Genomic DNA, 12,729 nt, shown 5'->3' with positions numbered 1-12,729 from the left:
CGCATGGTGCGGTTGACAGTTTCATAGTGTTTCGGTGGTCATAGCGTGAGGGAAACGCCCGGTTACATTCCGAACCCGGAAGCTAAGCCTCACAGCGCCGATGGTACTGCAGGGGGGACCCTGTGGGAGAGTAGGACGCCGCCGAACTAATTTTGAATGGGAAACCCCCGCACCTTATGGTGCGGGGGTTTTCTGCGTTTACGGCTTTCCCGCCTTTATGACGGGCGGACCAGCCTCGTGTCGTACGCGAGAATCACCGCCTGAACCCTGTCCCTCGCACCCGTTTTCGCGAGGATGCGGCCCACGTGCGTTTTCACCGTGGATTCCGCGAGATGCAGGCGGGATGAGATCTCCGCGTTCGTCCAGCCCTGGCCGATGACCGTCAGGATCTCGCGCTCCCGTGCGGTGAGGGAGGCGAGGCGCGGGTGGTCAGCGGGGTCGGCCGGTGAGGAGCCGGACGTCGGCAGGTGATCGGCGTAGGTGTCCAGGAGGCGGCGGGTCAGGCTCGGGGCCACCACCGCGTCACCCGAGGCGACCGCGCGGATGCCGGAGAGGAGTTCCTCGGGCAGGGCGTCCTTGATGAGGAAGCCGGAGGCGCCGACGCGCAGACCGTCGTACGCGTACTCGTCGAGGTCGAACGTCGTAAGGATCAGGACGCGGGTGCGGTCGCCCGACGCGACGATGCGGCGGGTGGCCTCGATGCCGTCCAGGCCCGGCATGCGGATGTCCATCAGGACCACGTCCGGGTGGAGGTCGGCGGTCATGCGGATCGCCTCGCTGCCGGTGCCGGCCTCGCCCGCCACCGTCATGTCGTCCTGGCTCTCCAGAAGCATGCGGAAGCCGAAGCGCTGCATGGGCTGGTCGTCGACGATGAGCACGGTCGTCACGGTGTCTCGCTGTTCTCGGGGAGGCTGTCCGTCGGAAGGTGGAGGTGGACCCGCCAGCCGCCGCCGGGGGCGGGGAGCGGACCTGCCTCAAGTGTGCCGTCGTACAGGGAAGTTCGTTCTCGCATGCCGGTCAGGCCGCGGCCGCTGCCCGGGGGTGAGCTGCCGCCTGTGCCGGTGTCCGTGATGTTCACCGTGACTCCGGTGTCGGTGCAGGAGACGTCGACGGTGGCCGTGGCGCCGGGGCCGCCGTGCTTGAGGGTGTTGGTGAGCGCTTCCTGTATGACGCGGTAGACGGTGAGCTGGCGGCCGGCGGGGACGGAGGCGGGGCGGCCGCGGACGGTGCTTCGTACCGGGAGGCCCGCTGCCCGTACGCCGTCGATGAGGCGGTCCAGGTCGGTCAGGGCGGGCTGTGGTGAGCGGTCGGCCGTGGTGGCCGGGGTGTCGTCGCGCAGGACGTCCAGGAGGCGGCGGAGTTCGCCGAGGGCCTGGCGGCTGGTTGTGCCGATGGCTTCGAGGGCCTCGGCGGCGCGCTCGGGGGACTTGGCGGCGGCGTACGAACCGCCGTCCGCGAGGCCGGTGATGACGGACAGGTTGTGGCCGATGATGTCGTGCATCTCGCGGGCGATGCGGGTGCGTTCGGCGGCCGTGGCGAGTTGGGCCTGCTGGTCGCGTTCCACTTCGAGCCGGCGGGCGCGTTCGACGAGGGCCTGGGTGTGGTCCTGGCGGGAGCGGACGGCGATGCCCGCCAGTGCGACGACGGCGAAGGACCAGATCTGGGGGACGACCAGCTCGCCCCAGCTGTCGCGCGGATAGGCGAAGACGCAGACCGTCATGGGCAGCGCCGTCATGGCGGCCGCCCGGCCCAGGGTCCTCAGGGGCAGCCGCAGCGCGATGTTGAACACCACGATGAACTGGATCAGAGCGGCCTGCAGCCAGGCGCCCGTCCAGTTGCTGACCGCCGTCGCCGCCGCCATGACGGTGAGGGCGGCCAGCGGGTGGCGGCGGCGCCACAGCAGCGGGACGGAGAGCGCGAGGCTCATCAGGAGGATGGGGCCCTGCGGCACGTCGCGGTCGGCGGCGGTGCTGCGCCAGCCGCCGGTGGCGTCGATGAGGGCGGCGAGCACGAAGAACCCCGTCACCAGGACGTCCCAGACCAGCGGGCGGCGCCCGTCGAAGGCGCGCACCCGCTGGGTCCAGCGCTGGAGCAGTCGGGTGAGGGGGTGCGGCGTGGTGGTCACGGGCTCATCCTCGTACGGGAGTTCTCGGCGTGGCATCGCAGCGGGGCGTCATACGTCCCGGCGCTTGAGCAGGAGCGACGCCGTGGTGATGATCGCCGCCGCCCAGAGGGTGAGCGTGACGAGGGCCGTGCCGGGGGCGATGGTGTTCTCCACGCGGGTCAGCGAGCCGAGGGAGCCCGCGGCCTGGACGGGGAAGTGCCTGAGGGCGCTCTCCACGGCGCCGAACGGCAGCATCCCGAGGACTTCCGGCAGGATCAGCACGCAGGCGACGAACGCCCCGATGGCGCCGGGCACCGACCGGAGCAGGGCGCCGAGGCCGAGGGCGATGAGGCCGAGCAGGGTGAGGGCCGCCGCGCTGCCGGTGAGGGCGCCGAGGACGCCGTCGTCGGTGAGGGAGAGTTCCTTGTCGGTGCCGGTGAGCCAGATCTGGGCGGTGAGGAAGGTGATCACGTTGGTCGTCCAGGACACCGTGAAGGCGACGGCCGTGAAGATCGCGGCCTTGGACCACAGGACGGGCAGGCGGCGCGGTACGGCGGTGAGGGAGGCCCGGATCATGCCCGTCGAGTACTCGCCCGCGGTGACGAGGATGCCGAGGACGGCCAGGCAGATCTGGGAGAGCTGGGTGCCGAGGAGGGTGAAGACGACCGTGTCGATCTCGGAGTCGTCGCCGTCGTAGGTGGCGCCCATCGTGATCCCGACGGCGATGACCAGGGCGGCGGCGGTGAAGAGGGTGATCCAGGTGGAGCGCAGTGTCCGGAGTTTGTGCCACTCGGAGCGCAGGATGCCCGTAGTGCTCAGGCGGTACGCGGTGGTCGTCCCGGCCGCGGCGGTGGTGCTGGTGCTCATGCCGTGGCTCCTTCCGGGTGCGGTTCCTGCTGAGGGGTCGGTGTGGCGGCGTACTCGACGGAGTCGCGGGTGAGGTCCATGAAGGCCTGTTCCAATGACGCGGTGCGCGGTGTCAGTTCGAAGAGGGGGATGCCGTGGGCGGCGGCGGTGCGGCCGATGTGTTCGGCGTCGGTGCCGCTGATGTCGAGGACGCCGGGGGTGACGGCGGTGATCTGGACGCCGGGGGCGGCGAGCAGTTCGGTGAGGAGGCCGGCCTCGGGGGTGACGGCCTTGACGGAGCCGGTGCCGGAGTCGCGTACGAAGCGTTCGACGGTGGTGTCGGCGAGGAGTCTGCCGCGGCCGATGATGACGAGGTGGTCGGCGGTCAGCGCCATCTCGCTCATGAGGTGCGAGGAGACGAGGACCGTACGGCCCTCGGCGGCCAGGGACTTGAGGAGGGTGCGTATCCACAGGACGCCCTCGGGGTCGAGGCCGTTGACCGGCTCGTCGAGGATGACCGTGGCGGGGTCGCCGAGCAGGGCGGCCGCGATGCCGAGGCGCTGGCCCATGCCGAGGGAGAAGCCCTTGACGCGCCGGCGGGCGACCTCGTCGATGCCCGCGAGGCGCAGGACCGCTTCGACGCGGCTCCTCGGGATGGAGTGGGTGTGGGCGAGCGTCATCAGGTGGTGGTACGCGGTGCGGCCCGGGTGGACGGAGCGGGCTTCGAGGAGGGCGCCGACCTCGCTGAGGGGCGCGGGGTGGCTGGTGTAGGCGCGGCCGCCGATGGTGGCGCGGCCGGCGGTGGGGGCGTCGAGGCCGAGGAGCATCCGCATGGTGGTGGACTTGCCCGCGCCGTTGGGGCCGAGGAAGCCGGTGACGGTGCCCGGCAGCACCTCGAAGCTGAGGTCGTCGACGGCCTTCTTGGCGGGCTTGCCGCCGTAGTGCTTGGTCAGTCCGTGTGCCCTGATCGTCATGGCTTCGATGCTGGCGCGGTCGGGGGCGCGGATCGTCGGACCGGGGGCGGGTCGTGGCGGTGGCGGGTAGTACCGGGGTACGACGGCGACCCGGAAATGGCGGCGGTGAAACGGCGCCCCTGAAACTAGGATCGCCGCATGAACCAGCATGTCGTCCGTGCCGTCCGTGCTGTCCGTGCCGAGGAGTGGCCGCAGGTCAGGGAGTTGCGGCTGGCCGCGCTGCGGGACCCGGTGGCGCCGGTCGCGTTTCTGGAGGCGTACGAGGATGCCGCCGCGAAGCCGGACTCGTTCTGGCAGGAGCGGACCGCGGGGGCCTCCACGGGGTCCCGGGTGCGGCAGTTCGTGGCGGAGGGGCCGCATGGCGTGTGGGCCGGTTCCGTGACGGTGATGATCGAGGAGGCGGGGCACGACGACGGCTTCGGGGGTGTCGTCGAGCGGCGGCAGGCGCATCTCGTGGGGGTGTTCGTGCGGGCCGAGCACCGGGGGAGCGGTGTGACGGACGCGCTGTTCGAGGCGGCTGTGGCGTGGGCCTGGTCGGTGGAAGGGGTGGAGCGGGTGCGGCTGTACGTCCATGAGGACAACCCGCGGGCGCAGGCGTTCTACCGGCGCTTCGGCTTCGTACGCAGTGGAGTGGTGGTCCCGGTGCCGGGGGATTCGTCCGCGCGGGAGTTCGAGTTGGTGCTGGAGCGGCCGCAGCGGTAGGCGGCGGCGGTCGCGACGGTCTCAGGGGCCGGTGGGGTGGGCGCGGTCCAGGTGCTCCTCGGCCGCGGCTGTCCGGCCGGTGAGCAGCAGGAGCAGGGCGGAGATCGGTCCGTGGATCTCCTCGCCCCGGCCACGGGTCCAGTCGATGTCGGTGGCGACCAGCCGGGCCTTCGGCAGCGGCCAGGGGCGGGGCGGGAAGCGCATCGTCCAGACCCGGTCGACGGCGTCGTGGGCGGCGCGCGGGGGCATCCGGCCCTCGACTCCGAGGGCGAGGGCGATGTCCTGGCCGTGGACGAGGATGTCCAGCAGCGCCTCGCGGGGTGTGGTGCCGGGCGCGAGGCGGCGGGAGCCGGTGATCGCGCGGAGGTTGGCCACGATCTCGGTGACGGGCCGCTCGGCCTCGCGGACCGCGGAGTCGTGGATCATCCGGTCGACATCGCCCCGGGGGCGCACGAACTCGCGCAGCGCCCAGCGGTAGGTGGAGCGGGCGGCGACGGTCAGGTGCGCGGCCACGTCCCGCACCCGCCAGTCCCCGCACCCGCCAGTCCCCGCACCCGCCAGTCCCCGCACCGGGTGGGCCTCTCCCACTCCTCTGGGCCTCTCCCACTCCTCGGGGCTCAGGCTCTCCAGCAGCCGCGCCAGATCCGCGCGCTCGTGGTCGATGATCTGCCAGCGTTCGTCGGTGCCGAGGGCCGTCGTGCTCATGTTCATCCCGTACCGGGCCCTGGAGGGCCGCGTCTTCGCCGCGCTGGCAGCAGCCGGGTTCGGCGGCTTCACGCCTGCTCAGGCGCGGGTCATGCAGCGTATCGGCCCGCAGGGCACGCGGCTGACGGAGCTGGCGGCCCTGACCCGGATCACCAAGCAGACGGCGGGCTTTCTCGTCGACCAGTTGGAGAAGGCCGGCTATGTGCGACGGGAGCCGGACCCCACCGACAAGGGGGCCCGGCTGGTGTGCGGGGCGGAGAAGGCGTGGGCGGCGAAGCGGGTGGCCGACACGGTGGTCGCCGAGGTGGAGCGGGAGTGGGAGGCGCATCTCGGCAAGCGGCGCATGAAGCAGCTGCGGGAGGCGCTGACGCTGCTGCGGGAGATCACTGACCCTTGGGCGTGACGCCGGTACTTGACGCCTGGCGACGGGTGCCTGGCTCGAAGTGAGCGGGCTAGACCGGCAGTTCGCTGTCCGGCCAGCGGGACCGGCCCTGTTCGCGGGAGCGGAGCAGGGCCAGGGTGGGCAGGCCCCGGTCGGCGCCGGTGGCGAGCAGCTCCGGGAGCTGGGGGAGCGGGGCCACCGCGGCGGCGTCCTCCAGGACGAGGGTCATTGGTGGGTCGAGCCGACCGGAGGATGACCGTTCGGCCATGCGCCGGCCGTGCTCGACCACGCTGGAGGCGAGTGCCGTCAGCAGCGGCATGGCACCCGGGCCTTGGCGGGACTTGGGCTCCTCGATCGCCTCACCCACCACGAAAAGCGTGCCCCCTTCATGCACAAAGGAATCCAGGGTGAGCGCATCAGTTCGGTTCGGTGTGCAGGACTCCCGGACGTGCACCGTGAAGAGCGCGGAGAGCGAACGCGCCGTCAGCTCCTGCGCCACGTCGCGCCGTTCCGGGTACGCGGTGAGGGCCGCCTCCAGTTCGCCCGCGGCGCCGGACGCGGCCTCGGGGTGCGTACGGAGGATGCGTACCGCCTCCTGGACCTGGGTGCCCTGTGCCCAGCGGTGGACGTGCTTCATGGGCTTGTCGGCCACCGCGGCGGCGTGCAGGAAGCTGCGCATCAGCGTCTCCGCCGTGTCCGCCACGACGGCGTCGAGCCTCGCGGTCGGCTTCGTCGGGGCGAGGAGGGCGGCGGCGCGGCGGGCGGCCGTCGCCTTGTCCCGGCAGCCGGAGACGGGCGACCAGTGCATGCGGGCGGGGGTGTCGCAGAGGTGGGAGGGGTCGTAGAGGAGGACGGGGCCCAGCTTGGCGCGGGCGTCCTTCGTCTCCTCCCACAGGGTGGGGTCGGAGGTCAGGACCAGGGCCGCGCCCTCGGCGTCCTGGATGGCCCGGAGTGCGTGGGGTCGGCGGGTCTCCGGGGGGCCGAGGACGAGGGGGGTACGGGGTGCCTCGGGCGGCGTGGGCGGGGTGGGGTGCGCGGCGGGCGTGGTGTGCTGCAGTGGCTTGTCGAGGGGCGTGGGCGGGGCGGGCGCGGGGATCGTGCTGTGCTTCGGTTCCTCGGGGAGCACCGACGGCGTGGATGGCGTGAGCGGCACGGGTGGGGCGCTCGGGGCGGGGGTCTGCGCGCCCCCGACATGTACAGGGCCGTTCGCCCCTGCCAGGTTGGGGCCTGCCAGGTGGGGACCTGCCACGTTCGCCCCCGCCACGCTCGCTCCCGTCCCGTTCGCCCCGACCATGGCCTCCGCCCGCGCCGCCCTCCGTACCGCACGCCACCGTGCGACCGTGCCCATCACGAAGACCGCCAGCACGATCAGCACCAGCAGCTGGCCGATGAACAGGCCCCAGAACAGCCCGTACCCCGACAGCTGCCCGGGCGGGGTGTCCGGCCAGGCGCCCGGCAGGTCCTGCGGGGCGCCGATCAGGTGGCGTACCGCCAGCGGGGTGTGGCCGAACGTCACGCCGTCCGGTGAGGCGCCGTGCGCGAACCACGCCGCGAGGTGCGTCGACGACCAGACCAGGGCCGTGGAGACGAGCAGGAAGCCGAGGGCCCCCAGCAGCAGCCCGTCGGGGACCCCCCGCCCGGCACCCGTGTCCCGGCGGCGGTCGCGCTCCCAGTCATCCCGCATGCTGCTCCATGTACGCCGCCCGCTCCTCCGCCTCCAGCTCGGCCGCGCGCATCGCGTCGTCGGCGGCGAGGTCGGACGACGACTCCGTCATGGCGCGGTCGGTGAAGACCAGCGGCCGTTCCGTCTCCGTGATGAGGTGCTTGACCACCTGGACGTTGCCGTTCACGTCCCACACCGCGATGCCGGGGGTGAGGGTCGGGATGATCTCGACGGCCCACCTGGGCAGCCCGAGGACCCGGCCGGTGGCCCTCGCCTCATCCGCCTTCTGGGCGTAGATCGTCCTGGTGGACGCCATCTTCAGGATGGCGGCCGCTTCCTTCGCCGCGGCCCCGTCGACCACGTCGCTCAGGTGGTGGACCACCGCCACGAACGACAGACCGAGCCGTCGGCCGAACTTCAGCAGCCGCTGGAACAGTTGCGCGACGAACGGTGAGTTGATGATGTGCCAGGCCTCTTCCACCAGGAAGATGCGCTTCTTGCGGTCGGGCCGAATCCAGGTGTGCTCCAGCCAGACGCCGACGATCGCCATCAGGATCGGCATGGCGATGGAGTTGCGGTCGATGTGGGAGAGGTCGAAGACGATCAGCGGGGCGTCCAGGTCGATGCCGACCGTCGTCGGACCGTCGAACATGCCCCGCAGGTCGCCGTCGACCAGGCGGTCCAGGACCAGCGCCACGTCCAGGCCCCATGCCCGTACGTCGTCTATGGCCACGTTCATGGCCTCGGCGGACTCCGGTTCGGGGTGGCGCAGCTGCTCCACGATGTCGGTCAGGACCGGCTGGCGCTCCACGATCGTCTCGTTGACGTACGCGTGGGCGACCTTCAGCGCGAAGCCCGAGCGCTCGTCGAGGCCGTGGCCCATCGCGACCTCGATGATCGTCCGGAGCAGCGCGAGCTGGCCGGTCGTCGTGATCGCCGGGTCGAGCGGGTTGAGCCGGATGCCCATGTCCAGGGCGGCCGTCGGGTCGAGCCGGATGGGCGTTATGCCCAGCTCCTGGGCGATGAGGTTCCACTCGCCGACGCCGTCCTCGCCCTGCGCGTCCAGGACCACGACCTGGCGGTCCTTGAAGCGCAGCTGCCGCAGGACGTACGTCTTCTCCAGCGCCGACTTGCCGTTGCCGGACTCGCCGAGCACCAGCCAGTGCGGCGCGGGCAGCTGCTGCCCGTACAGCTGGAAGGGGTCGTAGATGTACCCCTTGCCGGAGTACACCTCACGCCCGATGATCACGCCCGAGTCGCCGAGGCCCGGCGCGGCCGTCGGGAGGTAGACCGCCTGGGCCTGCCCCGTCGACGTACGCACCGGAAGCCGGGTCGTCTCGACCTTCCCGAAGAGGAAGGAGGTGAAGGCGTCCGTGAGGACGGTCAGCGGATCCCGCATCGCAACAGCCTGCCTCTACGTCGATACCGTCTAGCGCAATTGTGCGCTCGCACTTTTGCGCTCTAGCGTCGGATGCCGGTCGCGAACGGCAGCGTGTTGACGAAGGCCCTGTGGTGCTCGCGGTCGCACCACTCCAGCTTCAGATACGACTTGCCGGCGGAGGCGCGGATGGTGCGCTTGTCGCGCGCGAGGGCCTCCGGGGAACGGGACGAGACCGTGATGTAGCCCACGAGGTTCACGCCCGCCGCGCCGCTCGCCAGGTCCTCGCCGCGCTGGTCCAGGCGGGAGTGCGAGGCGATGTCGCGGGGGTCGACCGTGCGGTTCATCTTGGCCTGGCGGCTCGCCTCCGCCTCGTCGTTCGTCTTCTCGGTCAGCATCCGCTCGATGGCGACCTCGGTGGGTTCGAGGTCCATCGTCACGGCCACCGTGCGGATCACGTCCGGGGTGTGGACGAGCAGCGGTGCGAGGAAGTTGACGCCGACGGGCGTCATCGGCCACTCCTTCACCCAGGCCGTGGCGTGGCACCAGGGGGCGCGGGTGGAGGACTCGCGGGTCTTGGCCTGGAGGTAGGTGGGCTCCATGGCGTCGAGCTCGGCGGGCCAGGCGTTGCGCTTGGTCATCGCCTGGATGTGGTCGATGGGGTGGTCCGGGTCGTACATGGAGTGCACGAGGGAGGCGAGGCGGCCCTGTCCGAGCGGCTGCCGTACGCGGATGTCGGCCTCCTGGAGGCGCGAGCAGATGTCGGTCAGCTCACGGGCCATGACGACGGCCAGACCGGAGTCCTTGTCGAGCTTGCGGCCGCCGTGCGGGCGGGCGGCGCGGGCCATGGCCTGCGCCTCGGCGGCCAGGTCGCGGGAGTAGTGCATGCAGGCGACGAGGTAGGCGCGGTGCTGCTCGCTGCTGGTCGACACCATCGACTGGAGCTGGTCGTACGACTCCTGGAGCCACGGCAGGGCGCGGTCGTCGCCGCGCTGGGCGACGTCCTTGGCGTGGGCGTCGGGGTCGGCGGGCAGGGTGCGGGCGAGCATCTGGAGGCGGGTGACGAAGCCGTCGCCGTTCGCCACGTGCTTCAGGAGCGTGCCGAAGCGGTCGACGAGGGCCTCCTGGTCCTCGCTGTCGCGCAGGCCGACGCCCGGGCCCTCGATCTCGATGGCGGCGGTGACGGTCCGCCGGTCGGCGTGCAGCAGTACGGCGATCTCGTCCGGCCCGAAGGGCGCGGCCAGCCAGCTGATGCGGCCGATGCCGGGTGGCGGCCCGACCTCGACCTCGCGGCCGTCCAGCCTGACCCCGGCCTCCGGGGCGGCGGAGCGGTAGGCGGTGCCGCGCTTCAGGGAACGCTTGTAGGTGCGGTTGATCTCGAACCACTTGTAGAACGTCCGGCCCTTGTACGGGACGTACACCGCCGCGATGGCGAGCATCGGCAGGCCGGTGAGCAGCACGATGCGCAGGGAGAGGACGGGGACGAGGAGTCCGCACATCATGCCGAGGAACGCCCCCGCGATGATCAGGGCGATCTCCCCGGTCTCGCGGTTCTTGCCGACGATCGCGTTCGGCCGCGCGCGGCCGATCAGATATGTGCGGCGGGGCGCGACCGGCTGGGACACGTGGGACTGGGTCGTCAACGCCCTTCACCTCCCGTGCGGTTGGTACTGCTGGTGCGGGAGCCGCCGCGGTTGCCCGCGTGCGGCGTGTTGGTCGCGCTGGTGCTGCTGCGCGGCGCGGGTGCGGCGGAGGGGACGGCTCCGCCGCCGTTCGCCGAGCCGCCGCCCCCGGTGGGGCGGCTGCTGTGGGCGGCGACGCCGCCGCCCGCGGGATTGGCGGGCCGGGGCTGGTTGGTGCCGCCGCCACCGCCGCTGCCGTTGCCCCGGGCGCTGTGGGTCTTGATGCCCTGGGAGACGAGGGAGGCGGGGGAGCTGATCACGGCGGCGGCCTTGTTCTGGGCGCCGCGCATGATGCGGTTGTCGCGGGAGCCCGCGAGTTCGTCGCCGAAGCCGGGGACGAAACGGTAGATCATGGCGCTCGCGAAGATGGCGAGCAGGATGATCGAGAGCCCGGAGACGACGGCGGAGAACGCGTCGGGCCCGTCGTCGGCGGAGAGCGCCCCGGCGAGGCCCAGCACGATGACGATGATCGGTTTGACGAGGATGACGGCGATCATGATGCCCGCCCAGCGGCGGACGTGCGACCACAGGTTCTTGTCGACGAGGCCGGCGTAGACGACGGTGCCGAGGAGCGCGCCTACGTAGAGCAGCGCGGCCCTGATGACCAGCTCCAGCCAGAGGACGCCGGCGGCGAGGATCGACACCAGGGACACGACGATCAGCATGATCGGGCCGCCGCCGATGTCCTCGCCCTTCTTCAGGGCGCCGGAGAACGTGCCGAAGAACTCGTCCGTCTGGCCGCCCGTCGCCTTGGCGATGACGGCCGAGACGCCGTCGGTGGCCGAGACGACGGTGTACAGGATCAGCGGCGTGAAGGCGGAGGCGAGGACCGTGAGCCACAGGAAGCCGATGGCCTCGGAGATCGCGGTGGTCAGCGGCACGCCGCGCACGGCCCGCTTGGCGACGGCGAGCAGCCACAGCAGGAGCGTGAGGATGGTCGACGCGGCGAAGACGACGGCGTACTGCTGGAGGAACGTGGGGTTGGTGAAGTCGACGTTGGCGGTCTCCTTCACGGCGTCGGAGAGCTTGTCGACGGTCCAGGAGGCGGCTTCGGCGCAGCCCTTGGCGAGGGAGCTGAGGGGGTCGAGGCCGGGGCTGATGGGCTCGTCGGCGGGGAGGTTGCTGCCGGGGTCGGAGTCGGCTTGTTGGCCTTTTTCGCAGTATTTTTTGGCGGGGCCGCGGATGAGTTCGCAGGGGTCGTCGGAAGGCTCCGGGTCGGGTGCCGCAAGGGCGCGGGTGGCCAGCAGCACGGCCGCCGTCTGCACTGTGGTGAAGGCAGCGGCGAGCGTGAGAGTGCGGCGACGGGTGCTACCGGGCATAGGTGAACCCTCCGAACTGCTCCACTGCCTCCGCCATGTCGTCGGCGGTGGATGCCCTTTGGTCACGGCCGACCGGGACGGGGCCGTCCTTCTGCCGGAAGTCGGCGACCTTCCAGTCGCCGTCGACCCACTGCAGCTCGTACGTGTTGGTGTACCAGCTCTCGGACACCGGGTTGGTGGTGCTCTCGCCCGCCAGGCCGAACAGCGACGAGTACCAGATCTCGACGCTCGCGCTGTCACCGCTGAACTTCTTGACCTGGGTGCCCACGGGAATGATGCGGGAGACGAACTTCGTGTCCTTCGGGGGCGTGCCGTCGGGGTGCAGGCCGATGCGCGCCAGGAAGTCCTTGCCCGAATAGACCTTGTCGAGGGTCGGCTGCCGCTTTCGCGCCTCGTCCGGGGTGTAGACCGTGTTCACGATGGCGTCACGCTTGGTCTTGTCGAACATCTCGGCCGAGCCGAGCGCCACCGCGTAGTTCGCCGCGGCGCTCTGCGCACCCTGCTCCGTCTTGGCGAAGCCGGTCGCGATGCCCTCCGTCTTCCCCCCGACCGGCTTCTCCCCCGAAGGGGCCGTCGCCGAGCCGGCCGGCTTCTTCGCGTCGCCGCCCGCCGCCGAGTCCTCGCCCCCGCCCCGGTTGGCGAAGGCGATCGCCGCGATCAGCAGGACCACGACGCCGACCACCGTCACCAGGCTCCGGGACGACGACCGCCCGGGCCGGGCGGATCTGCGCGCGCCGCCGTAGACGTCGTCGCCGCCCTCCCCCTCGGGAAGCCGCGTCCTGGTCTCTCCCGAGCCGCCGAAGAGGCCGTCGTTCCGCTCGTCGTCGAGGCTCATGCCGCGACCGCCCCCTCACCCTCTCGCTGAACCGTCACGTAGGACACGTATGACGGTAGCCGTGCTGGTTCCCGCGCGGGCGCGGTGTGGTGACTCGACATCAGGGAGTTGCAACCTCAGCCGGTGGGCACGACGGACG

Annotated in this window: 12 protein-coding genes and 1 rRNA gene; 3 read left to right on the top strand and 10 right to left on the bottom strand. The window is 71.5% G+C overall.

Annotated features, from left to right (window positions below; all coding sequences use genetic code 11):
- The first annotated feature begins 30 nt into the window (after positions 1–30).
- Positions 31–147: ribosomal RNA gene (rrf, locus tag J2N69_RS17405) — 5S ribosomal RNA — on the top strand.
- Positions 148–215: 68 nt separating this feature from the next.
- Here rrf and J2N69_RS17400 read toward each other — a convergent pair.
- Genes J2N69_RS17400 through J2N69_RS17385 form a run of 4 tightly spaced genes read right to left on the bottom strand, consistent with a single transcriptional unit; the run spans position 216 to position 3,924 of the window.
- On the bottom strand, positions 216–887 hold the full coding sequence (locus J2N69_RS17400; protein WP_230901610.1) for a response regulator: 672 nt from the start codon (positions 885–887) through the stop codon (positions 216–218).
- Positions 884–2,161: a sensor histidine kinase gene (locus J2N69_RS17395; protein WP_230901609.1), complete on the bottom strand. Its 1,278-nt coding sequence runs from the start codon at positions 2,159–2,161 to the stop codon at positions 884–886. Before J2N69_RS17395 ends, J2N69_RS17400 begins: the two co-directional genes overlap by 4 nt.
- Before the next feature lie 12 nt (positions 2,162–2,173).
- Complete coding sequence (locus tag J2N69_RS17390; RefSeq protein WP_230901608.1) at positions 2,174–2,971, bottom strand: ABC transporter permease; 798 nt, start codon at positions 2,969–2,971, stop codon at positions 2,174–2,176.
- Complete coding sequence (locus J2N69_RS17385) at positions 2,968–3,924, bottom strand: ABC transporter ATP-binding protein (protein WP_230901607.1); 957 nt, start codon at positions 3,922–3,924, stop codon at positions 2,968–2,970. Before J2N69_RS17385 ends, J2N69_RS17390 begins: the two co-directional genes overlap by 4 nt.
- A 138-nt stretch (positions 3,925–4,062) precedes the next feature.
- Here J2N69_RS17385 and J2N69_RS17380 point away from each other — a divergent pair, with 138 nt between their 5' ends.
- Complete coding sequence (locus tag J2N69_RS17380; protein ID WP_230901606.1) at positions 4,063–4,626, top strand: GNAT family N-acetyltransferase; 564 nt, start codon at positions 4,063–4,065, stop codon at positions 4,624–4,626.
- Positions 4,627–4,647: 21 nt separating this feature from the next.
- On the opposite strand, the gene J2N69_RS17375 is transcribed toward J2N69_RS17380, so the two are convergent.
- Complete coding sequence (locus J2N69_RS17375) at positions 4,648–5,331, bottom strand: maleylpyruvate isomerase family mycothiol-dependent enzyme (RefSeq protein ID WP_230901605.1); 684 nt, start codon at positions 5,329–5,331, stop codon at positions 4,648–4,650.
- Here J2N69_RS17375 and J2N69_RS17370 point away from each other — a divergent pair.
- On the top strand, positions 5,330–5,734 hold the full coding sequence (locus J2N69_RS17370) for a MarR family winged helix-turn-helix transcriptional regulator (protein WP_230904759.1): 405 nt from the start codon (positions 5,330–5,332) through the stop codon (positions 5,732–5,734). The two genes, J2N69_RS17375 and J2N69_RS17370, sit on opposite strands and share 2 nt — an antisense overlap.
- A gap of 49 nt (positions 5,735–5,783) precedes the next feature.
- Here J2N69_RS17370 and J2N69_RS17365 read toward each other — a convergent pair whose 3' ends face one another.
- The 5 genes from J2N69_RS17365 to J2N69_RS17345 all read right to left on the bottom strand — a co-directional run bounded on the left by J2N69_RS17365 (position 5,784) and on the right by J2N69_RS17345 (position 12,590).
- Entirely contained in the window at positions 5,784–7,397 is a 1,614-nt protein-coding gene (locus J2N69_RS17365) for a type IV secretory system conjugative DNA transfer family protein (protein WP_230901604.1), read from the bottom strand.
- On the bottom strand, positions 7,387–8,775 hold the full coding sequence (locus tag J2N69_RS17360; protein ID WP_230901603.1) for an ATP-binding protein: 1,389 nt from the start codon (positions 8,773–8,775) through the stop codon (positions 7,387–7,389). Before J2N69_RS17360 ends, J2N69_RS17365 begins: the two co-directional genes overlap by 11 nt.
- Positions 8,776–8,837: 62 nt before the next feature.
- Positions 8,838–10,397: an SCO6880 family protein gene (locus J2N69_RS17355; protein ID WP_230901602.1), complete on the bottom strand. Its 1,560-nt coding sequence runs from the start codon at positions 10,395–10,397 to the stop codon at positions 8,838–8,840.
- Entirely contained in the window at positions 10,394–11,755 is a 1,362-nt protein-coding gene (locus J2N69_RS17350) for a hypothetical protein (RefSeq protein ID WP_230901601.1), read from the bottom strand. Before J2N69_RS17350 ends, J2N69_RS17355 begins: the two co-directional genes overlap by 4 nt.
- Positions 11,745–12,590, bottom strand: coding sequence for a DUF8175 domain-containg protein (locus J2N69_RS17345; protein WP_230901600.1), 846 nt, complete (start codon positions 12,588–12,590; stop codon positions 11,745–11,747). Before J2N69_RS17345 ends, J2N69_RS17350 begins: the two co-directional genes overlap by 11 nt.
- Positions 12,591–12,729 lie beyond the last annotated feature (139 nt).

The sequence above is a fragment of the Streptomyces huasconensis genome, assembly GCF_021028635.1.
In the GTDB taxonomy this organism is placed as follows: domain Bacteria; phylum Actinomycetota; class Actinomycetes; order Streptomycetales; family Streptomycetaceae; genus Streptomyces; species Streptomyces huasconensis.
The sequence above is the reverse complement of the archived record's forward strand: the minus strand, read 5'-3'. Positions and strand labels throughout refer to the sequence as shown.